The organism is Pseudomonas sp. KCJK8993, assembly GCF_046230915.1.
In the GTDB taxonomy this organism is placed as follows: Bacteria; Pseudomonadota; Gammaproteobacteria; order Pseudomonadales; family Pseudomonadaceae; genus Aquipseudomonas; species Aquipseudomonas piscis.
In genome coordinates, this window is record NZ_JBJJLO010000092.1 from 1 (window position 1) to 19857 (window position 19857).

The window sequence follows — 19857 nt, forward strand, 5'->3', positions numbered from 1 at the left end:
TAGGACGGGCGTGCTGGCTCTTTTGAGCTTTACCCAGACAAAAAAAGGAGTAGAGTGGCGCGCCTTCCGATCTGTCCCACAGTGCTTTATGAAGTTTCGCTCAGTATCACCCTCTGTTACCGCAACCTCTGAAAGTGTTACCGAACCCAAGCGCTTCTCTCTGCGGGTTGCCCTGTGGTTGCTGGACAATCCGCGTCTCGGACATAGCTCCAGCGTCAAGCACTTCGCCGGGCGCTTGCTCAAGCAGCCGGCCCGCGAAGGCGTGGTCGCCGCTCAGAGCCGGCTGGGCCAATTGATGTGTCGCGAATGCGGCAATGCCCGGGACCGCCGTATCGGCCATGACCTGCTGCGCCAGGCCGCTCGCGCCGGCGATCGTGACGCACAACAAGAGCTGGGTCGGATCGAGGACTGAGCTGTCCAACCCCTGGCGGCTTGGTTAACCTTCATTTCTTTTCTGGATGTCAGGACTCGCTATGGCTATGGACTTGACCAGCATCTTGCTTGGCCTGGCGGCGGCTGCGGTGCCACTGCTGGCATTGGCCTGGCAACTGCAGCGGCGTGCCAGTTCCAGCCAAACCGAATTGTCTTTGCTGGAGGAACGCCTGGCCACCGCCCAGATGGCCCAGGAAGGGCTGCTGGCGCAACTGGATGCCAGTCGTGATGAAGTCAGCGACCTGAGCCAGGCCAATGCCCTCAAGCAGGCGGATCTGGCGGCCCTGGGACGCGAGGTGGAGTTGTTGCAGATCGAGCGCGACAACGCCCGTGATGCGGCCCATGCCTGGAGCCTGGAGCGCGCTGCCAAGGAAAACGAATTACGCCGGTTGTATGCCCAGGTGGCCTCGCTGGCTGCAGAACTGCGCGAGCAGCAGGACAGCCATCAACAACGTCTCACGGACCTGCAGGGCTCCCGGGACGAGCTGCGAGCCCAGTTCGCCGAGTTGGCGAGCAAGATCTTCGATGAGCGTGAACAGCGCTTCGCCGAAACCAGCCAGCAGCGCCTGGGGCAGTTGCTGGACCCACTGAAGGAGCGTATCCAGGCCTTCGAAAAGCGCGTGGAGGAGAGTTATCAGTCCGAGGCCCGCGAACGGTTTTCCCTGGCCAAGGAGCTGGAGCGCCTGCAACAACTGAACCTGCGCCTGAGCGATGAGGCCACCAACCTGACCCGTGCCCTCAAGGGCCAGAAAACCCAGGGCAACTGGGGCGAACTGATCCTCGAGCGGGTGCTGGAGCATGCCGGCCTGGAAAAGGGCCGCGAATACCAGACCCAGGTCAGCCTCAAGGGGCCGGATGGCGAGCGATTCCAGCCCGATGTGCTGATCATGCTGCCCGGCGACAAGCAGGTGGTGGTGGATTCCAAGGTCAGCCTCACGGCTTATCAGCAGTATGTCGGCTGTGACGACCCTCAGCTTGCCCAGGCCGCTCTGAAGCAGCACGTGCTGTCCCTGCGCAATCATGTCAAGGGCCTGGCCGGCAAGGACTACAAGCGCCTGGAAGGTTTGCACAGCCTGGATTTCGTGCTCTTGTTCGTACCGGTCGAAGGCGCTTTTTCCGCGGCATTGCAGGCCGAGCCCAATCTGTTCCAGGAAGCCTTCGACCGGCATATCGTGATCGTCAGCCCGACCACCTTGCTCGCCACCCTGCGGGTGATCGACAGCCTGTGGAAACAGGAGCGCCAGAGTCAGAACGCGCGGGAAATCGCCGAGCGGGCGGGCTGGCTGTACGACAAGTTCGTGCTGTTCATCCAGGACCTGGATGAGGTCGGCAATCGTTTGCAGCAGCTGGACAAAGCCTACGCGGCGGCACGCAACAAGCTGACCGAGGGCCGCGGCAACCTGATCAGCCGCAGCGAGCAGCTCAAGCTGCTCGGCGCGCGTGCCAGCAAGAGCTTGCCGGCGGATCTGCTGGAGCGGGCCATGACCGATGCCGATGGCCGCGAGCTGGAACTGCCGGACTGAGTCGTCCGGCGCGCCTCAGCCCAGGGGCAGGTGCCGGCTGAGCAGGGCGCGCAAGGCCGCGGGCTTCACCGGCTTGGCCAGGTAGTCCAAGCCTGCCGCATGTACCTGGGCGACCATCTCCGGGCGGCCATCGGCGCTGATCACCACGCCGGGTACCGGTTCGCCCAATTGGGTGCGCAGCCAGGCCATGACCTCGGTTCCGGTTTCGCCATCGTCCAGGTGGTAGTCCACTAGCGCCAGTTGCGGGCGGATGCCTTCCTTGAGCAGCGCAGCGCACTCCTCGCGGTTGCGGGCGGTCCAGACCTGGCAGCCCCAGCGGCGCAGCAGGCTGTTCATGCCGATCAGGATGCTGTCTTCATTATCCAGGCAGAGCACTTGTCCGCCGTTGAGCGACTGCCCGTTGCTCTCCGCGACCTTGCCCGGGGCCACTGTGCCGCTGCGCGCCAGGGGCACGCTGACACTGAATACGCTGCCTTTGCCGGGCCAGGAGCGTACCTGCAGCGGATGCCCCAGCACCCGGCACAGACCGTCGGCGATCGCCAGGCCCAGCCCCAGGCCTTTTTCGGCTCGGGTCTGGTGGCTGTCCAGGCGCTTGAACTCCTCGAAGATCACCTGCTGCTTGTCCAGCGGAATGCCGGGGCCGCGGTCCCAGACTTCCAGGCTCAACGAATCGCCTCGGCGGCGCACACCCAGCAGGACCGGGCCCTTGGCGTAACGGAAGGCATTGGTCAGGAAGTTCTGCAGCACCCGGCGCAGCAGCTTGCTGTCGCTGTCGATGCGCAGGTGGCTGCCGCGCACCCGGAACTGCAGGCCCTGTTCCTGGGCCAGGACCTTGAACTCCGTGCCCAGGGTGTCGAACAGTTCATTGAGGACGAAGGGCTTGCGGTCCGGAGTGATCTTGCCGTTCTCCAGGCGCGAGATGTCCAGCAGGTCGCTGATCAGGTCTTCGGCCGAACGCAGCGAGCTGTCCAGGTGTTGCACCAGTTGCTGGGCCTCGGCGGACAGGCCGTCTTCCTGGTGGGAGAGGGCGGCGGAAAACAATCGCGCGGCGTTCAGTGGCTGCATCAGGTCGTGACTGACCGCGGCCAGGAAGCGGGTCTTGGACTGGTTGGCTGCCTCGGCGGTGCCCTTGGCCTCGATCAGCGCGGCGTTGAGTTGCGACAGTTCATGGGTACGTTCCGCCACCCGTTGTTCCAGGCCCTCGTTGGCTTCGGTCAGGGCCTGCTCGGCCTCGCGAAACGGGGTGATGTCGGTGAAGCTCATGACGAAGCCGCCGCCGGGCATGGGGTTGCCGATCAGCTCGATCACCCGGCCATTGGGGAACAATCGCTCGGAAGTGTGGGCGCGGCCCTGGCGCATCCAGTGCAGACGCCTGGCCACGTGCACTTCCGCTTCACCGGGGCCGCACAGGCCACGCTCGGCATTGTGGCGGATGATGTCGGCGATCGGCCGGCCGACGCTGATCAGCCCCTCGGGATAGTTGAACAGTTCCAGGTAGCGCCGGTTCCAGGCCACCAGCTTGAGGGACTGGTCCACCACGCTGATGCCCTGGCTGATGTTCTCGATCGCGCCTTGCAACAGGGCGCGGTTGAACTGCAAGACCTCGGAGGCTTCGTCGGCGATGCGCACCACGTCTTCGAGCTGCATGTCCCGGCCTTCGATGGCCGCCTTGACCACCGCCCGGGTCGATGAGGCCCCCAGTACGCCCGCCAGCAGGCGTTCGGTATGGGCGATCCATTCACCGTCGGCGTTCTGGTTCGGGTTGAAGCCTTTGCCCTGGCGGTAGGCGAAACGAATGAAGCTCTGGCGGGCGCGTTCCTCGCCGACAAAGCGCGCGGCCAGCTTGAGCAGGTCGTCGATCTGCACCGCCAGCATCGAGCGCGAACTCAGGCGACCGCTGATTTCCTGGCCGATGAAGCGCCCGGCTTGCCAATGCTCCGAAACCCGGGTGCGCGACAGGACCGAGACCCAGGCGAACAGGGTGAAGTTTCCGGTCATGGACAGCACCACGCCCTGGGTCAGCGGCGTGATCGGCAGGTTCAGCGGGTTGCTGTGCAGCCAGGCCAGGCCCGGGAAGCTGTTCAGCGACCAGCCCAGGCTATGGGCCGCCAGCGGCAGTACCAGGGTGTAGAACCAGATGAAGGTGCCGGCGGCCAGGCCGGCGAACACGCCACGGCGGTTGGCCTGTTTCCAGTACAGCGCGCCGACCATGGCCGGTGCCAGCTGGGTCACGGCGGCGAAGGCGATCTGGCCGATGGTGGCCAGGCTCGCGGTGGAACCGAGCAGGCGGTAGCTGACATAGGCCAGCAGCAGGATGACGACGATGCTCACCCGGCGTACCGAGAGCATCCAGTGACGGAACACTTCGAACGGGCGCTCGGCATTGTTGTGCCGCAGCAGCCAGGGCAGCAGCATGTCGTTGGAGACCATGGTCGACAGCGCCACGCTGGCGACGATCACCATGCCGGTGGCCGCCGACGCACCGCCGATGAAGGCCAGCAGGGCCAGGGCCGGATGGGCCTGGGCCAGGGGCAGGCTGATGACGAAGGAGTCCGGCAACACGCTGCTGGGCAAGAGCATCTGCCCGGCCAGGGCAATGGGCACCACGAACAGCGCGGCCAGGGCCAGGTAGGCCGGGAATACCCATTTGGCCAGGCGCAGGTCCTGGGGCTCGATGTTTTCCACCACGGTGACGTGGAACTGCCGGGGCAGGCAGATGATCGCCATCATCGCCACTGCGGTCTGCACCACCATCGACGGCCAGTTGACGGTCTCTTCCCAATACTGCTCCAGGCGCGGGGCCAGCATGGCCTGGCTGAACAGATCGTCGAAACCGTCGTACAGGCCGTAGGTGACGAACACGCCTACCGCGAGGAAGGCGAACAGCTTGACCAGGGATTCGAAGGCGATCGCCAGCACCATGCCCCGGTGGTGCTCGGTGGCGTCCAGGTTGCGAGTGCCGAAGACGATGGTGAACAGGGCCAGGATCAGCGACACGATCAGCGCCGTGTCCTGGGCGCGGGTGCCCATGGTATCGGCGCCGGCGCCGATCAGCAGGTTGACCCCGAGCACGATGCCTTTGAGCTGCAGGGCAATGTAGGGCAGTACCCCCACCAGGCAGATCAGCGCCACCACCACGGCCAGGGACTGGGATTTACCGTAGCGAGCGGCGATGAAGTCGGCGATGGAGGTGATGTTTTCCTGCTTGCTGATCATCACCATCTTCTGCAGCACCCAGGGGGCGAATACCAGCAGCAGGATCGGTCCCAGGTAGATCGGCAGGAAGGCCCAGAGTTGTTCGGTGGCCTGGCCCACGGCGCCGAAGAAGGTCCAGCTGGTGCAGTACACCGCCAGCGACAGGCTGTACACCCAGGCCCGCACGCGCGGCGGAAGGGGCGCACTGCGGCGGTCGCCGTAGAAGGCGATGGCGAACATGATGGCCATATAGGCCAGGGCAACGGCTGCAATCAGCCCGCTGGACAACGACATGGGAACTCCGAAACAGATGCACCGGGCACGTCAGCCCGGCCAGACAGTCTGGCACGATGTCGAGTCGTCGTCAGTGTCGACCAAGGTATCAGCGCGGCCTGATGTCGCAGGGGCGGTTCAGCCAGGCGGGGAGCGGGTTTCGGAAGCCGGGCCCAGGGCGATATCGACCAGCTCGTGGAGCTCCTGGACCTGGAGGGGCGCGGCGGCGAACAGGATGCGGAACACCGTGGGCGCCACGATCAGGTTCAGCAGCCGATCCACGTCCGGCAGCTTGCCTGCGCTGGTTCGATAACGGTCGAGGATGATCTGCAACTGGCCGCCGAGGAGGGTCGCGCAATAACCCGGGGTGGCGCTGCATTGGACGTCGCGCATCATGTTGCGCCCGGGCTCGGAGCTCATTTCATCCAGGTACTGTTCGGCCCAGGCCAGCAGGTCGCCACGCAGGCTGCCGGTGTTTGCCGGCTCGCTGTCCGGGCGCATGTGGGCCAGGGCGACGTCGGCGAGCAAGGTTGCTAGGTCGCCCCAGCGCCGGTAGATGGTCGAGGGGGTGACGCCGGCACGAGTGGCGATCTGCGGGACGGTCAGGGTCGAGCGTTCCTGTTCTTCAAGAAGCTCGCGCACTGCCCGGTGGATGGATTCCTGGACCCGGGCGCTGCGGCCGCCTGGGCGTAAACCTTCTTTGATAACCATGGGGTCGAACCTTAACACAAAGAATTTGCTTTAAGCGCCGGGCAGTAGCACACTCCGCAAAAGCAAAATATTAGCTTTAGTGGAGCGTGCCCTATGCCCGGTGCCATCGACACTCGCGTGTTCAATCGTTGCAGCCTGTTGTTCCTGGCCGTGACCCTGTTGGGTTTCCTGGCCGCGTCCAGCGTGCCGACTCCCTTGTACCACCTGTACCAGCAACGCCTGCATTTTTCTGCGGCGATGCTGACGCTGGTCTTCGGCGTCTATGCCATGAGCCTTTTGGCGGCGTTGCTGACGGTAGGTTCGTTGTCGGACTACCTGGGGCGCCGGCCGGTGATTTTTGCCGGCCTGCTGCTCAATATCCTGGCGATGCTGCTGTTCATCAATGAAAGCAGCGTGTATTGGCTGATCGCCGCACGCATGGTCCAGGGGTTCGCTACCGGCATGGCCACCAGCGCCCTGGGAGCCGCGCTGCTGGATACCGATCGCCGGCAGGGCCCCTTGGTCAACAGCATTGCGCCGTTGCTGGGCATGGCCTGCGGAGCCATGGGCGCCAGCATGCTGGTGGAGTTCGCGCCGCTGCCGCTGCAATTGAGCTATTGGCTGCTCCTGGGCTTGTTCGTGGCGCAGGCCTTGTACCTCTGGCGCCTGCCGGAAAGTGTCAGCGCGCAACCCGGAGTCTGGGCCTCGCTACGCCCGACCCTGCAGGTGCCGGTGCAGGCGCGGCGCGCGCTATGGCTGGCGCTGCCGGTGGATGTGGCGGTCTGGGCGGTGGGTGGCTTCTATTTGTCCCTGGCGCCGTCCCTGGTGCGAGCCGCCACTGGCTCTGCCTCGAACCTGATCGGCGGCGGACTGGTCGCCGTGCTGACGCTCAGCGGTGCGCTGATGATCTACTCCCTGCGCGAGCGGCATCCCGCTGGGGTCTTGCGCCTGGGGGCCGGGTTGCTGGCCCTGGGCATGGCGCTGATCCTGGCGGCGGTGCACAGCGCCAGCCTGCCGCTGTTCTTCTTCGGCACCCTGGTGCTGGGCAGCGGTTTCGGCGGCGGTTTCCTCGGCGCTCTGCGCAGTGTGGTGCCCCTGGCCTTGCCCCACGAGCGAGCCGGGCTGCTGTCGGCGTTCTATGTCCTGAGCTACCTGGCGTTCTGCCTGCCGGCATTGCTGGCAGGAGGGCTGGCGCGCAGCTTCGGCCTGGTCGCCACCACCGATGGTTACGGCGCGGTGCTGATCCTTTTGTCCCTGGGTGCCTTGCTGGTTTTGCTGCGCCAGCGCCCGGTGGTGGCTTGTGGCGAACCAGGGTGATGAGCCCGGCATTTCAAGAGCGGCGAAATTGCGCCCGGTAGGCCGAAGGAGAAAGCTGCAACACACCCGTGAAGTGCTGGCGCATCGACAGGGCACTGGTAAAACCCGAAGCCAGGGCGATGGCCTCGATGCCCTGCTGGCTGGTTTCCAGCAGGCGTTGGGCATGGCTCAGGCGTCGTCCAAGTAGCCATTGGCCGACAGTGGTGCCGGTCAGTTGGCGAAAGTGCCGGGTGAACGAGCGCCGGCTCATGGCCACCCGCGCGGCCAGGGCGTCCAGGGAGTGCTCTTGGGCAAAGTGCTGTTCCAGCCATTGCAGTAGCGGCGCCATGCGATCCCGTTCGCCACCCTTGGGCATCGCGCGTTCGATGAACTGCGCCTGGCCGCCAGAGCGATGCGGGGCGATCACCAGGTGTCGGGCCAGCTTGTGGGTGGCCTGCGCCCCACAGAGCTGTTGCAGCAGGTAGAGACAGCAATCCAGGCCGGCGACAGTGCCGGCGGATGTCAGCAGGTTGCCGGCTGCGGCGTACAGCACATCGGCATCCAGGGCGACCCGGGGATACCTTTGGGCGAAGACCGGCGCCCAGCGCCAGTGGGTCGTGGCCGGCTGGCCGTCCAGCAGGCCGGTCTCCGCCAGGACGAAGGCTCCCAGGCACAACCCCAGCAGCCGGGCCCCGCGCCCGTGGGCGTGGCACAGGGCGTCGAGCAACTCCTGTGGCGGTCGCTCGAGGCTATCGCGCCAGGACGGCATGACAATCACATCGGCCTCGCGCAGCTCATCCAGATCATGGTGGGCGGTGATATCGAAGCCGGCCGACGTGCGCAGCGGCGGCTGTTCAAATGCGCAGACCCGCACCTGGAAGCTCGGCAGCTCGAGTTGCTGGTTGTGTTCTGCGAACACCAGCAACGGTACCGAGAGGTGAAACGGGCTGATGCCGTCAAAGGCGATTACCGCAATGCGGATGGGCTTGTGCATGTCGCAGGTGCTCGGAAAAATTGGCCTGATTCTATCGAAGCGTGGCTATTGGGCCACTTCTTTGTCGCATTGCCCTGGCTCAGCATTGGTACTCGTTTCCTGCTCCCGAGGAGGCCGGCATGGCCTGGATCCTTCGCTTCTTGCATGGCCCCGGACTGGGTTTCGCCGCCTGTGTGGAGTGCCGCTCATGAAGGTCATTCGCAGTGTCGACTTTGTCGGCGAGCGCGCCTGGGCGGCCCTGGATATCGCCTGCATGAATGGCATCAGCACGCGCCTGCACTGGACCGACCAGCCCTACCGCTGGCACGTCAATACGGGGGAGGAGGTTTTCGTGGTGCTGGATGGCCGGGTGCAGATGCGCTATCGCGACAATGGCCTGGAGCAGGCGGTATTGCTGGAGGTGGGCGATATCTTCCATGCCTCTGTAGGAACCGAACACGTGGCTCATCCCCAGGGTGTCGCCCGAGTGCTGGTGATCGAATCCGAGGGCAGTATCTGAGTCTTTTATCTATAAAACAGATAACAGATAGAGAAATTACCCGTTATATAGATATTCGATTAGGTTCTACCATGGCCTCAACCTCTTCCGAGGACAGGAGAACCCATCGTGACATGTAGCCAAAGCGTCAAGGCCGGCCGCCGGCCGTTGAGCCATCTGCAACACCCCCGCGAAGCCATTCGCCAATTCACCCCCAACTGGTTCGCCGCCACCATGGGCACCGGTGTCCTGGCCCTGGCCCTGGCCCAATGGCCAGTCGAGGTCCCAGGGCTGTGCCTGGTGGCGGAGGGCTTCTGGTGGCTGACCATTGTCCTGTTCTTGTTGTTCAGCGCGATGTACACCGCCCGCTGGGTGATGTTCTTCGATGAGGCGCGGCGGATCTTCGGACACTCCACGGTCTCGATGTTCTTCGGCACCATTCCCATGGGGCTGGCGACCATCATCAACGGTTTGTTGCTGTTCGGTCGTGGCCACTGGGGCGATGCGGTGTTGCTGCCGGCCCAAGTGCTCTGGTGGCTGGATGTGGCCATGTCCCTGGCTTGCGGGGTGCTGATTCCCTACATGATGTTCACCCGCCAGGAGCACAGCATCGACCAGATGACCGCAGTCTGGCTGCTGCCCGTGGTGGCGGCCGAGGTGGCTGCGGCCAGCGGCGGGTTGCTGGCTCCGCATCTGCTGGATGCTCACGCGCAGCTGGTGATGTTGAGTACCAGCTACGTGCTATGGGCTTTTTCGCTGCCGGTGGCGTTCAGCATCCTCACCATCCTGTTGCTGCGCATGGCCTTGCACAAGCTGCCCCATGAAAGCATGGCCGCCTCCAGCTGGCTGGCCCTGGGGCCGATCGGTACCGGCGCCCTGGGCATGCTGGTGCTGGGCGCGGACGCCCCGGCGATCTTCGCCGCCAATGGCCTGCCGGGCATCGGCGAGATCGCCGCCGGCCTGGGGCTGGTGGCAGGCTTGACCCTGTGGGGCTTCGGCCTGTGGTGGATGCTGATGGCGGTGCTGATCACCCGGCGCTACCTGAACGAAGGCATCCCCTTCAACCTCGGCTGGTGGGGATTCACCTTCCCGTTGGGCGTGTACTCGCTGGCGACCCTCAAGTTGGGCAGCACGTTGCACCTGGGTTTCTTCAATGTGGTGGGGGCGGTGCTGGTGGCGGCCCTGGCGGTGATGTGGCTGATCGTCGCCAAGCGCACGCTGCAGGGGGCCTATAAAGGCGAGCTATTTGTTTCGCCATGCATTGCCGGCCTACATAAATAATCGGCAAACACAGGTAAGGTGTGGCCTGGATCGATGTTCGGCATTCCAATAACAGTATCCTCGCCACTCAGGAACACGGAAGATGAGTCACCCCTCGCAGTTCACCTTGCTTCGCAAGCGGCGTTTCCTGCCGTTTTTCATCACCCAGTCCCTCGGCGCCTTCAACGACAACATCTTCAAGCAGTCGCTGATCCTGGCCATCCTCTACAAGTTGAGCATCGAGGGCGACCGCTCGATCTGGGTCAACCTCTGCGCCTTACTGTTCATCCTGCCGTTCTTCCTGTTTTCGGCGCTGGCCGGGCAGTTCGGCGAGAAGTTCGCCAAGGATGCGTTGATCCGCCTGATCAAGCTGGGAGAGATCGTGATCATGGTGGTAGGGGCCGTGGGGTTCGCCTTCGATCACCTGTCGTTGATGCTGCTGGCGCTGTTCGCCATGGGGACCCACTCGGCGCTGTTCGGCCCGGTCAAGTATTCGATCCTGCCCCAGGCCCTGCGTGAAGAAGAGCTGGTGGGCGGCAACGGCCTGGTGGAGATGGGGACCTTCCTGGCGATCCTGGCGGGCACCATCGGCGCCGGGATCATGATGTCCTCGGCGCATTACGCGGCGATCGTCTCGGCTGCCATGATCGGCGTCGCGGTGCTGGGCTACCTGGCCAGCCGGGCCATTCCCCGGGCGGCCGCGGCCACTCCACAATTGCGCCTGAACTGGAACATCTTCAGCCAGTCCTGGGCGACCCTGCGCCTGGGCTTGGGCCAGACACCGGCGGTGTCGCGCTCGATCGTCGGCAATTCCTGGTTCTGGTTCGTCGGGGCGATCTACCTGACCCAGATCCCGGCTTATGCCAAGGAATGGATGCACGGCGACGAAACGGTGGTAACCCTGATCCTCACCGTGTTCTCGGTGGGCATCGCCATGGGATCGATGCTGTGCGAGAAGCTTTCGGGACGTAAGGTGGAGATCGGGCTGGTGCCCTTCGGTTCGCTGGGTCTCACGATATTCGGCCTGCTCCTGTGGTGGCACTCCGGCGGTATTCCTGAGAGTGCTACCGGTCACGGTTGGATCGAAGTGCTGGGTTTCTCCCATGCCTGGTGGGTGCTGCTGGATGTCCTGGGCCTGGGAATCTTCGGCGGTTTCTACATCGTGCCGTTGTATGCCCTGATCCAGTCGCGGACCCCGGAGCACGAGCGGGCGCGGGTGATTGCCGCCAACAACATCCTCAATGCGCTGTTCATGGTGGTTTCGGCGATTGTCTCCATTGTGCTGCTGAGCATGGCCAAGCTGAGCATTCCGCACCTGTTCCTGGTGGTATCGCTGCTCAATATCGCGGTCAACGTCTACATCTTCAAAGTGGTGCCCGAGTTCAGCATGCGTTTCATGATCTGGCTGCTCAGCCATTCCATGTACCGTGTGGAGCATCGCAACCTGGAGCAGATTCCCGATGAAGGCGCAGCGTTGCTGGTATGCAACCATGTGTCCTTTGTCGATGCCTTGCTGATTGGGGGCGCGGTGCGTCGGCCGATTCGCTTCGTGATGTACTACAAGATCTATAACCTGCCCGTGCTGAACTTCATCTTCCGCACTGCCGGGACCATTCCCATTGCCGCTCGCCATGAAGACCTGGAGACCTACGAAAAGGCCTTCAAGCAGATTGCCGAGTACCTGCGCGATGGTGAGCTGGTGTGCATCTTTCCCGAGGGCAAGCTGACCGCCGATGGCGAGATCAACGAGTTCAAGGGCGGCCTGACGCGGATTCTCGAGGAAACCCCGGTGCCGGTGATTCCCTTGGCCTTGCAAGGACTGTGGGGGAGCTTCTTCAGCCGCGACCCGAACAAGGGGTTCTTCCATCGTTTCTGGTCGCGGATCACCCTGGTGGCTGGCTCGCCAGTCACGGTGGAGGCGGCGGAACCGGCCCAGTTGCAGACGGTGGTGGGCGAGCTGCGGGGCACGCGACGCTGAGTGATCGGTGGATAAAACAACGCCCGCGATGTCGCGGGCGTTGTTGTTTCTGCGCGGGTGTCGTCAGGCGGCGCTGACTTTCAGGCCCACCAGGCCGAGGATGATCAAGGCCACGCTGGCCAGGCGTACCAAGGCCATGGATTCGCCGAACAGGATAATGCCGGCGATCACCGTTCCCACCGCGCCGACGCCGGTCCAGATGGCATAGGCGGTGCCCAGTGGCAGCTCCTTCACGGCCAGGCCCAGCAGGCCCAGGCTGATGGCCATGGCAAGGATGGTCAAGGCAGTGGGCAGTGGACGGCTGAAACCCTCGGTGTACTTCAGGCCAACCGCCCAGCCCACTTCGAACAGGCCGGCGAAAAACAGAATGATCCAGGACATGCTGACCTCATTGGTTGATGGGGTCGTCCCCGTAAATACTCACTCGACTCGAGCGGCGGGGTCGTCCCCACGTTGCGCATTATACTGCGCAAATCGACCAGGGTAGCAGAGGTTTTTCAGGCGCCGGCGTTTGGTGCTTGCACCTTGGCGTCGCTGGGTTCGTCCATGCGGCGAAAGAAGGTCGCGAGCAAGGCCCCGGAAATGTTGTGCCAGACGCTGAACAGGGCACTGGGCACCGCTGCCAATGGCGAGAAGTGCGCACTGGCCAGGGCGGCTCCGAGACCGGAGTTCTGCATGCCGACCTCCAGTGCCAGGGATTTGCGCTGGGCCAGCGGTAGCTTGAACAGGCGCCCGGTGAAATAGCCCAGCAGGAAACCGAAGCTGTTATGCAGCATCACCACGGCCATGATCAGCAGGCCGGACTCGGCGATCTTCGCCTGGCTGGCGGCGACCACCGCGGCGACGATGATGACGATGCTCAGCACCGACACCAGCGGCAGCACCTCCACCGCATGCCGTACCCGCTGGCCCAGCAAGCGCTGGGCCATGACGCCGAGCACGATCGGCAGCAGCACCACTTGCATAATCGACCAGAACAGCTCCATGAAGGACACCGGCAGCCAAGCCGAAGCCAGCAGCCAGATCAAGGCAGGCGTCAGCAATGGCGCGAGCAGGGTGGTCACGGCGGCGATGGCCACCGACAAGGCGAGGTCGCCCCGGGCCAGCCAGGTCATGACGTTGGACGCGGTGCCGCTCGGGCAGCAGCCGACCAGGATGACCCCGACGGCGATCTCGGGGGGCAGCTCGAATACCTGGCAAAGCGCCCAGGCCACTCCGGGCATGATGACGAAATGCGCCACCACCCCCAGGGCCACTCGCCAGGGATGGCGGGCGACTTCGGCGAAGTCCTCGAGCTTCAGGGTCAGGCCCATGCCGAACATCACCAAGCCCAACAGCGGCACAATGGCGGCCTTGAGGCCGATGAACCAGGTCGGCTGGAAAAACGCCAGTACCGCGAAGACCAGCACCCAGTAGGCGAAGGTGTTGCCGACGAAGCGACTCAGTGCAACCAGTGCGCGCATGGCCTGTTCCTCATATATATGAAAACGCCACCGAAGGCGGTGGCGTGTGGTGCGATGGGCTGTCCGGCCAGGGCGTCAGATACCCTGCGGGATCTCTTCGCCGCCCAGGGCCTCGAACAGCGCCGGGAGGAACTCGCCGAAGGTCAGCATCATCAGGGTGAAGCTGGCATCGAGCTGGCCCAGGGCCTCGTCGCCACCCTCTTCCTCGGCCTGGGTTTGCAGCAGGTCCTCGAACTTCAGGCGCTTGACCACCATCTTGTCGTCCAGCACGAAGGACAGCTTGTCCTGCCAGGCCAGGGACAGTTGGGTGACCACCTTGCCGGTGCTCAGGTGCAGCTGGATTTCCTCGCTGGTCAGGTCCTGGCGCTTGCAGCGCACGATGCCGCCGTCTTCGTGGGTATCGCGCAGTTCGCATTCGTCGAGGACGAAGAAGTCGTCGGCGGCCTGTTGGGTCTTGACCCAGTCGGTCATGATCGCGGTCGGCGCGGTCTTCACCGTCAGCGGCCGGACCGGTAGGGTGCCGAGTACTTCGCGCAGGGTGGAGAGCAAGTCTTCGGCACGCTTGGGGCTGGCCGAGTTCACCAGGATCAGGCCCTGTTTCGGCGCGATGGCGGCGAAGGTCGAAGAACGGCGGATGAAGGCGCGGGGGAGGAAGGCCTGGATGATTTCATCCTTGATCTGGTCGCGCTCCTTCTTGTAGACCTTGCGCATCTGCTCGGCCTCGATCTCCTCGACTTTCTCCTTGACTGCGTCGCGGACCACGCTGCCGGGCAGGATGCGTTCTTCCTTGCGTGCCGCCACCAGCATGAAGTCCTGGCTGACGTGCACCAGCGGAGCATCCTCACCCTTGCCGAAAGGGGCGACGAAACCGTAAGTGGTCAACTCCTGGCTTGCACAGGGACGCGCCAGTTTGGTCGCCAGTGCAGTTTCCAGCGCCTCAGCATCAACGGGCAGATCTTGGGTCAGGCGATAGATCAGCAGGTTTTTGAACCACATGGGGTGAATCTCTCCTTTATACAAAGGAGGGCATTATTCTCTTCGCTGTCGCTCAGGCCAACCCTTCGCTAAGCCTTTGGAAGGGCTGAAAAAATTATTATAAAAAGTGCTTGCCAGAGCGCATTCTGCTCCGTAGAATGCGCGCCACACCGAACGAGAAGGGTGATTAGCTCAGCCGGGAGAGCATCTGCCTTACAAGCAGAGGGTCGGCGGTTCGATCCCGTCATCACCCACCATTCGTTCGATAGTGTTACGCGCAGCGGTAGTTCAGTCGGTTAGAATACCGGCCTGTCACGCCGGGGGTCGCGGGTTCGAGTCCCGTCCGCTGCGCCATATCCGGTAGCCTGGAACACTGAACGCCAGGTCACCACGAAAAGCCCGCTCAACGCGGGCTTTTTGCTGTCTGGGGGTTACCCAGTGCTTGAATGAAAAAGCGGCCCCTGGGGCCGCTTTTTTCGTTTGTGCGCCTACTGCTCGGCGTTGCGGCTATGCCGGTAGTCGCTGACGGCCTCGTACACCGACTTGCGCAGACGGTTGATGCCGCCGATAGGGCGATGGGCTTCCAGGCCGAACCAAGGGTTGAACGACTGGTTGTCGCAGGCCAGGTTCTGCGCCGGAGTGTCGAAATCCTGGGCGGGAATCGTCACCCGTGCCACGGTTTCGAAGGGGGCGTCCGTTTCCTCCCATTCGATACTGGTGTCTTCGATCGGCATGAAACGGTTCGGATCCTGGCGCTGTACCTGCAGGACGAAGCACGCCGGGATCCGGTCCGTGGACAATTGCTGGACCAGGGCGCTACGCAGGAAGTTGGGCAGGTCCTGGTTCTGTGCCGGTAAATCATAGGCCGGGCAACTGCCTGGGTCCGGCATCACCCGGAACTTGGCGTTGGCCTTGCCGAACTTGTAGGGCGAGACCGAGAAGTAGGTGGTCTGGGTCGGGCTGGCCGGTGCTGGCGCCAGGGTCGCCAGGGCGATGAACAAATGGCGGACCTGCCAGGTGCGCGGGTCCCAGGCGGGGAAGAAGGCGCCGACTTTCTTGCCGTCGGCCTGGGCCGCGATGTTCTGCTGGTACTCGGCCACGTCGCTGACGAAGAAGTTCGGATGATTGAACATCACGAAATCCTGTTCCTGGCGCGCCGCCTCCGAAGCCATCAACTGCCGACCCGGGACCTCATGCAGCTTGATCGCCATGCCCCGCGCATCGCGGATGCTGTCGAACTGCGGGTAGGCATTGCCATTGGACAGGCGCACCGTGGCCTGCCAGGTTTGCCCCGGGTTGGCGAAGACCCCCTGGCGCAGTTCCGGGGCCAGGTCCTTGATTACCTGGACTTCGGCTTTCACGCAGCCATGGGCCTTGGCATGGGCGTCGCGCAGGTAGCGGGTCCCCTCGCGATGCTGGTCGACGATGCGCACGGCGGTCTGGATGATGTCCTGGGTGCGCGCCGCTTCGTCCGCGGGGATCTGTTCCTGTGACGCGACCGGGCCGCGATGCTGCCAGGCGAACCAGATACTGGCCAAGGCCCAGCCCGCGAGGCCGAGCACCACCAGCAGCAACAGCAGCTTGCCCAGTAGCGCGCCCAGGCGCAGCCAGAGCCGGCTCGGCAGGGAAGGGCGTTTGCTTGCAAGATCGAGTTTCATGGCAGTTGCGACTCCAGCGGTCCGCCCAGCACTTTCAGGTACTCCAGCAGCGCCCAGCGCTCCTCAGGCTGCAATAGCGGGCCGATGACCCCATTGCCCCGCTGGCCGGCGCGGAATTCGTGGCCACTGTTGTGGTTGCCGCTGATCCGGGTATCGAATTCGAAGCCGTTCTTGAACGCTTCCGGGCGATAGCCCAGGTGCTTGGGGTCGTACTCGAAGGTCCCGCGGTAGAAGGTCGTGGCGCGTTCCGACTGGGGTGACAGGAGTTGATAGAGGTTGGGCACCGAACCGTTGTGCAGGTAGGGCGGTGTCGCCCAGACCCCGGCCAGCGGGCGGGCCTTGTAGGCACGCAGTTCGCGCACGCCGATCGGCAGGCCGTAGCCATCCAGCCTTGGACGTTCTTCGGGCGTGACCTGGGCATCGCGATAGGCGCGCTCCTCGACGAAAGCGGTGATGTACGCCAGGCCCTTGGCGGCCGACATCTGCCGCAGGTCCAGGGGCTCGGTGGGGGTCGGATGCAGCTCGACATTGGATTTGGCCAGCTCGGCGGTGTCCCATTGCAGGGCGCTCAGGTCATAACGCAGGTCGGCGATGTTGCTGGCCGAGTTGGGGTCGGTGCCGATCACCGAGACCGGCAGCATCTTCACCTGCTGTACCGGCCGGCCGTCGTTCTCGCTAACTGCGGGCACATGGCAGCTGGCGCAGTGGCTGGCGAACAGGGTGCGACCCTTGGCGGCCAGGGGCTTGTCGATATTGCCCAGCAAGGCCTCCGGCCAGGTAGGCGGCTTGAGGCGCTGCAGGGTTTCCTCGATCTGGTTGAGATCGCGCACGCGCACGCTGGAAGGGTAGCGTGCCTCACCGGTCAATGGCTGGCCGTTGGCGTCGAACAGGTTCAGGGTCGCGCCCACGCCCAGAGCTTCGCCGATGTTTCGGGCCATGGGCTGTTGCGCCGAACCGTTCCACTGCACCCAGTCGAAGGTCCAGATATCCCAGAGTTGTGGATAGTCCACCGGAGCGTTGGCGATCCGGTAGTTGGTCGGGGAAATCGCATCACCGAAGCTGGCGTTGGCGATACGGCCGAACGCGTCCGTGCGGCCAGGGCCTTCCTCGGTGGGGTAGAGGCCGCGATGGGTGTCGTTCCAGGCCGTACGCAGGAAGGTGTCCAGCGATACCTTGAAGTCCTTGCGCAACTGTTCGTGCCGTTGCTCGTAGTCCGCTCCCAGCACCTTGCGGGCGAAGCGTTCGAATTTCCACGGGTTGTAGTAGGTCAGCGCCAGGCTGGCCACCAGGGCCTGGCCGAAGCTGCCGCCGCGCAGGGTCGGCACGCTCGATGGCAGCACATGCTGGGCCGGGCCGCCGTCGATCCGCAGGGCCTGGCGGTTGAAGCGCAACTCGCCGGTGTGGCAGGCCGAGCAGGTAATGTCCAGGTATTGCTCCTGGCTACCCGGGTTCTGGTGGCGGGCGAACCCTACTGGCAAGTTGCCGGGGTTTTGCGCCGTGGCTTTCTGCCCGGGTTCCACCAGGAAGCCGAAGCGCGCCAGGTACTCGGGGGTGGCGAAGGGCTGCTCGGAAAAGGGCAGTTCCAGGGCGACGAACCAGTCATAGCGCAGGCCCTTGACCTGGGTACCCTGGGGCGTGAAGTAATACGTCTGGCGATCCTGGGCGTCCCATTGGTCCAGGTAGTGCACTTTTTCGGCAGGCACATAGTCGGGAAGCTTCGGATTGGCGGTGTAGTAGGCGACCACGGCCAGGGCGATGCCGATCAGCACGGCAATCAACAGCAATACACGGTAGATGAGGCGCAAGATGTACTTCCTTGTCGAATTTCGCTCCCTTATGCCTGAGCTCATCTGACGCGGCAAGTAGCCATTACTTGCGCTATGGTTATTCGCGCTCTTTCACACGCCTCGCGATGTATCCGGACGGGGCATATCCCAGACCACGAAATGCGTTTGAAGACGTGAACTTATCAGCGGTTTACTGCTCTTATGCCGGTAGCCATTGGTCGTGGCCGCCTGATAAGCTCGCGGCTTTATTCGATTGCCCTTTAGGCGCATGAACAAGGAAATAGCATGAAACAGCATCGGTTGGCGGCGGCGGTGGCCCTGGTTAGCCTGGTACTCGCCGGTTGTGACTCGCAGACCAGCGTAGAGCTGAAAACCCCAGCTCAGAAAGCTTCCTACGGCATCGGCTTGAACATGGGCAAGAGCTTGGCCCAGGAAGGCATGGATGACCTGGATTCCAAAGCCGTGGCCCTGGGCATCGAAGATGCCGTCGGCAAGAAAGAACAGAAGCTCAAAGACGAAGAACTGATCGAGGCCTTTGCCGCACTGCAAAAGCGCGCTGAAGAGCGCATGGCCAAGATGAGTGAAGAGTCGGCCGCCGCCGGCAAGAAATTCCTCGAAGAGAACGGCAAGAAGACTGGTGTCACCACCACTGCTTCCGGCCTGCAGTACGAAGTCCTGAAGAAGGCCGATGGCCCTCAGCCCAAGCCGACTGACGTGGTGACCGTGCACTACACCGGCACCCTGACCAACGGTACGGTGTTCGACAGCTCGGTAGAGCGTGGCAGCCCGATCGACCTGCCGGTCAGCGGCGTGATCCCGGGTTGGGTCGAAGGCCTGCAACTGATGCATGTCGGCGAGAAGTACAAGCTGTATATCCCTAGCGACCTGGCCTATGGCGCCCAGAGCCCAAGCCCGGCGATCCCCGCCAATTCGGTGCTGGTGTTCGAGCTGGAACTGCTGGGTATCAAGGATCCAGCCAAGCAAGACAAGCCGAACGCAGCCAAGTAACCTGCTGCAACGTCTGCAACAACGCCTCGTTCTTACGGGGCGTTGTCGTTTCTACAGGCTGGCAATGGTAAAAAATCCGAACTGGCGACGTTGTCGGCAGTCAGAACAGTGGAACGCCAGCAGCTAGTCGCTGGAGCCTGCCAAGTCAATGAAATGATGGGTTTTTTATGTGAGTAAAAAACGCCCGATCTGAGTTCAGGCCTTGTAAAACGGGGCTTTCAGCGTTGAAAAGGCGCTCTGTTCACAAGGTTATCCACAATTTGTGTGGATAACATTTCAGTGGGAGAGAAGATGAAAGCACCCTGGAATTTTGCCCGCTTCCTGCCCTTGGCCGCTCGGCTCCTGGGGCGTGGCCGTTTGCCGACGCTGTTGTTCGCCGTGGCGAGCAAGGGCGTTTTCCAGGGTGAGCGCCTGGGCAAGGTCAAGGAAGACCTGCGTCTGTTGCAGGCGTTGTGCCTGGCCTACTGGCGGGGCGAGTATCGAGCGATCAGTCCCAAGGCACTGTTGTCGGTGGTTGCCGGCCTGATGTACTTCCTCAGCCCGCTGGATGCGATTCCCGACTTCCTGCCGCTGTTCGGCATGCTCGATGACATCGCCGTGCTGGCTTGGCTGATGAAGACCCTGGGCGATGAGCTGGATGCCTTCCGCGCCTGGCGCAATCGCCAGACACCGGAAAAGCTGGCGGTAGTGGAGCGCCTGCCGGACACCGCCGAACAATTGCGCCTGGAGGGGGCGGGGAAACCTTCCGGTAATGGCCCTGTTACCTGATGACAATCATGCTCTGCGCGACCGCTATCGCTGTTAGGATTACACTTCTAAGGAAAATTCCGACTCTTTAAGTGTCGTA

Annotated in this window: 16 protein-coding genes and 2 tRNA genes; 10 read left to right on the forward strand and 8 right to left on the reverse strand. The window is 63.3% G+C overall.

Annotation, left to right across the window (positions count from 1 at the left end; genetic code table 11):
- Positions 1-88 precede the first annotated feature (88 nt).
- Positions 89-412 (forward strand): sel1 repeat family protein, encoded by a 324-nt coding sequence (locus tag ACK6AU_RS23650; protein WP_185699731.1) that lies wholly within the window; start codon positions 89-91, stop codon positions 410-412.
- Positions 413-587: 175 nt separating this feature from the next.
- Positions 588-1955: a DNA recombination protein RmuC gene (gene rmuC, locus ACK6AU_RS23655; RefSeq protein ID WP_409301768.1), complete on the forward strand. Its 1368-nt coding sequence runs from the start codon at positions 588-590 to the stop codon at positions 1953-1955.
- Positions 1956-1970: 15 nt separating this feature from the next.
- Here rmuC and ACK6AU_RS23660 read toward each other — a convergent pair whose 3' ends face one another.
- Positions 1971-5444: a PAS domain-containing hybrid sensor histidine kinase/response regulator gene (locus tag ACK6AU_RS23660; RefSeq protein ID WP_185699732.1), complete on the reverse strand. Its 3474-nt coding sequence runs from the start codon at positions 5442-5444 to the stop codon at positions 1971-1973.
- Between the two features lie 117 nt (positions 5445-5561).
- Complete coding sequence (locus ACK6AU_RS23665) at positions 5562-6134, reverse strand: TetR/AcrR family transcriptional regulator (protein WP_409301743.1); 573 nt, start codon at positions 6132-6134, stop codon at positions 5562-5564.
- 93 nt (positions 6135-6227) lie between these two features.
- Between ACK6AU_RS23665 and ACK6AU_RS23670 the strand changes: the two genes are divergently transcribed.
- Positions 6228-7430: an MFS transporter gene (locus ACK6AU_RS23670; RefSeq protein WP_409301745.1), complete on the forward strand. Its 1203-nt coding sequence runs from the start codon at positions 6228-6230 to the stop codon at positions 7428-7430.
- A 13-nt stretch (positions 7431-7443) separates the two neighbouring features.
- On the opposite strand, the gene ACK6AU_RS23675 is transcribed toward ACK6AU_RS23670, so the two are convergent.
- Positions 7444-8403, reverse strand: coding sequence for a GlxA family transcriptional regulator (locus ACK6AU_RS23675; RefSeq protein ID WP_185699735.1), 960 nt, complete (start codon positions 8401-8403; stop codon positions 7444-7446).
- 187 nt (positions 8404-8590) lie between these two features.
- Here ACK6AU_RS23675 and ACK6AU_RS23680 point away from each other — a divergent pair, with 187 nt between their 5' ends.
- The 3 genes from ACK6AU_RS23680 (at position 8591) to ACK6AU_RS23690 (ending at position 12119) form a co-directional block, all read left to right on the forward strand.
- The gene (locus ACK6AU_RS23680; RefSeq protein ID WP_185699736.1) at positions 8591-8902 is read left to right on the forward strand and encodes a cupin; all 312 of its coding nucleotides are present in this window, start codon (positions 8591-8593) and stop codon (positions 8900-8902) included.
- Positions 8903-9010: 108 nt separating this feature from the next.
- Entirely contained in the window at positions 9011-10162 is a 1152-nt protein-coding gene (locus tag ACK6AU_RS23685; protein ID WP_409301748.1) for a TDT family transporter, read from the forward strand.
- An 82-nt stretch (positions 10163-10244) separates the two neighbouring features.
- Positions 10245-12119, forward strand: a complete 1875-nt coding sequence (locus tag ACK6AU_RS23690; RefSeq protein ID WP_409301750.1) for an MFS transporter — start codon at positions 10245-10247, stop codon at positions 12117-12119.
- Between the two features lie 63 nt (positions 12120-12182).
- On the opposite strand, the gene sugE is transcribed toward ACK6AU_RS23690, so the two are convergent.
- The 3 genes from sugE to rdgC form a co-directional block, all read right to left on the reverse strand.
- Positions 12183-12500, reverse strand: a complete 318-nt coding sequence (sugE, locus tag ACK6AU_RS23695) for a quaternary ammonium compound efflux SMR transporter SugE (RefSeq protein WP_185699739.1) — start codon at positions 12498-12500, stop codon at positions 12183-12185.
- Between the two features lie 116 nt (positions 12501-12616).
- Positions 12617-13582 carry a bile acid:sodium symporter family protein gene (locus ACK6AU_RS23700; protein ID WP_409301752.1) on the reverse strand — a complete coding sequence of 322 codons (966 nt, stop codon included), beginning with the start codon at positions 13580-13582 and terminating at the stop codon, positions 12617-12619.
- A 75-nt stretch (positions 13583-13657) separates the two neighbouring features.
- Complete coding sequence (gene rdgC / locus ACK6AU_RS23705) at positions 13658-14578, reverse strand: recombination-associated protein RdgC (RefSeq protein WP_409301754.1); 921 nt, start codon at positions 14576-14578, stop codon at positions 13658-13660.
- Between the two features lie 160 nt (positions 14579-14738).
- Here rdgC and ACK6AU_RS23710 point away from each other — a divergent pair.
- Both ACK6AU_RS23710 and ACK6AU_RS23715 read left to right on the forward strand, forming a co-directional pair.
- A tRNA-Val gene (locus ACK6AU_RS23710) sits at positions 14739-14814 on the forward strand.
- 20 nt (positions 14815-14834) lie between these two features.
- A tRNA-Asp gene (locus tag ACK6AU_RS23715) sits at positions 14835-14911 on the forward strand.
- 134 nt (positions 14912-15045) lie between these two features.
- Here the strand turns inward: ACK6AU_RS23715 and ACK6AU_RS23720 are convergent.
- Together ACK6AU_RS23720 and ACK6AU_RS23725 are read right to left on the reverse strand one after the other, a co-directional pair.
- Positions 15046-16215 carry a catalase family protein gene (locus tag ACK6AU_RS23720; protein WP_409301756.1) on the reverse strand — a complete coding sequence of 390 codons (1170 nt, stop codon included), beginning with the start codon at positions 16213-16215 and terminating at the stop codon, positions 15046-15048.
- Complete coding sequence (locus ACK6AU_RS23725; RefSeq protein ID WP_409301758.1) at positions 16212-18020, reverse strand: di-heme-cytochrome C peroxidase; 1809 nt, start codon at positions 18018-18020, stop codon at positions 16212-16214. Before ACK6AU_RS23725 ends, ACK6AU_RS23720 begins: the two co-directional genes overlap by 4 nt.
- Positions 18021-18287: 267 nt before the next feature.
- Here ACK6AU_RS23725 and ACK6AU_RS23730 point away from each other — a divergent pair, with 267 nt between their 5' ends.
- Together ACK6AU_RS23730 and ACK6AU_RS23735 are read left to right on the forward strand one after the other, a co-directional pair.
- Positions 18288-19010 (forward strand): FKBP-type peptidyl-prolyl cis-trans isomerase, encoded by a 723-nt coding sequence (locus tag ACK6AU_RS23730; protein WP_185699743.1) that lies wholly within the window; start codon positions 18288-18290, stop codon positions 19008-19010.
- A gap of 291 nt (positions 19011-19301) precedes the next feature.
- Positions 19302-19778, forward strand: a complete 477-nt coding sequence (locus ACK6AU_RS23735; RefSeq protein ID WP_409301760.1) for a YkvA family protein — start codon at positions 19302-19304, stop codon at positions 19776-19778.
- Positions 19779-19857: the final 79 nt, after the last annotated feature.

Coding starts and splice junctions, on each gene's coding strand:
- sugE (WP_185699739.1), bottom strand. CDS start 12,500: ATGTCCTGGATCATTCTGTTTTTCGCCGGCCTGTTCGAAGTGGGCTGG.
- ACK6AU_RS23735 (WP_409301760.1), top strand. CDS start 19,302: ATGAAAGCACCCTGGAATTTTGCCCGCTTCCTGCCCTTGGCCGCTCGG.
- ACK6AU_RS23670 (WP_409301745.1), top strand. CDS start 6,228: ATGCCCGGTGCCATCGACACTCGCGTGTTCAATCGTTGCAGCCTGTTG.
- rdgC (WP_409301754.1), bottom strand. CDS start 14,578: ATGTGGTTCAAAAACCTGCTGATCTATCGCCTGACCCAAGATCTGCCC.
- ACK6AU_RS23675 (WP_185699735.1), bottom strand. CDS start 8,403: ATGCACAAGCCCATCCGCATTGCGGTAATCGCCTTTGACGGCATCAGC.
- ACK6AU_RS23720 (WP_409301756.1), bottom strand. CDS start 16,215: ATGAAACTCGATCTTGCAAGCAAACGCCCTTCCCTGCCGAGCCGGCTC.
- ACK6AU_RS23665 (WP_409301743.1), bottom strand. CDS start 6,134: ATGGTTATCAAAGAAGGTTTACGCCCAGGCGGCCGCAGCGCCCGGGTC.
- ACK6AU_RS23680 (WP_185699736.1), top strand. CDS start 8,591: ATGAAGGTCATTCGCAGTGTCGACTTTGTCGGCGAGCGCGCCTGGGCG.
- ACK6AU_RS23650 (WP_185699731.1), top strand. CDS start 89: ATGAAGTTTCGCTCAGTATCACCCTCTGTTACCGCAACCTCTGAAAGT.
- ACK6AU_RS23660 (WP_185699732.1), bottom strand. CDS start 5,444: ATGTCGTTGTCCAGCGGGCTGATTGCAGCCGTTGCCCTGGCCTATATG.
- ACK6AU_RS23700 (WP_409301752.1), bottom strand. CDS start 13,582: ATGCGCGCACTGGTTGCACTGAGTCGCTTCGTCGGCAACACCTTCGCC.
- ACK6AU_RS23690 (WP_409301750.1), top strand. CDS start 10,245: ATGAGTCACCCCTCGCAGTTCACCTTGCTTCGCAAGCGGCGTTTCCTG.
- ACK6AU_RS23730 (WP_185699743.1), top strand. CDS start 18,288: ATGAAACAGCATCGGTTGGCGGCGGCGGTGGCCCTGGTTAGCCTGGTA.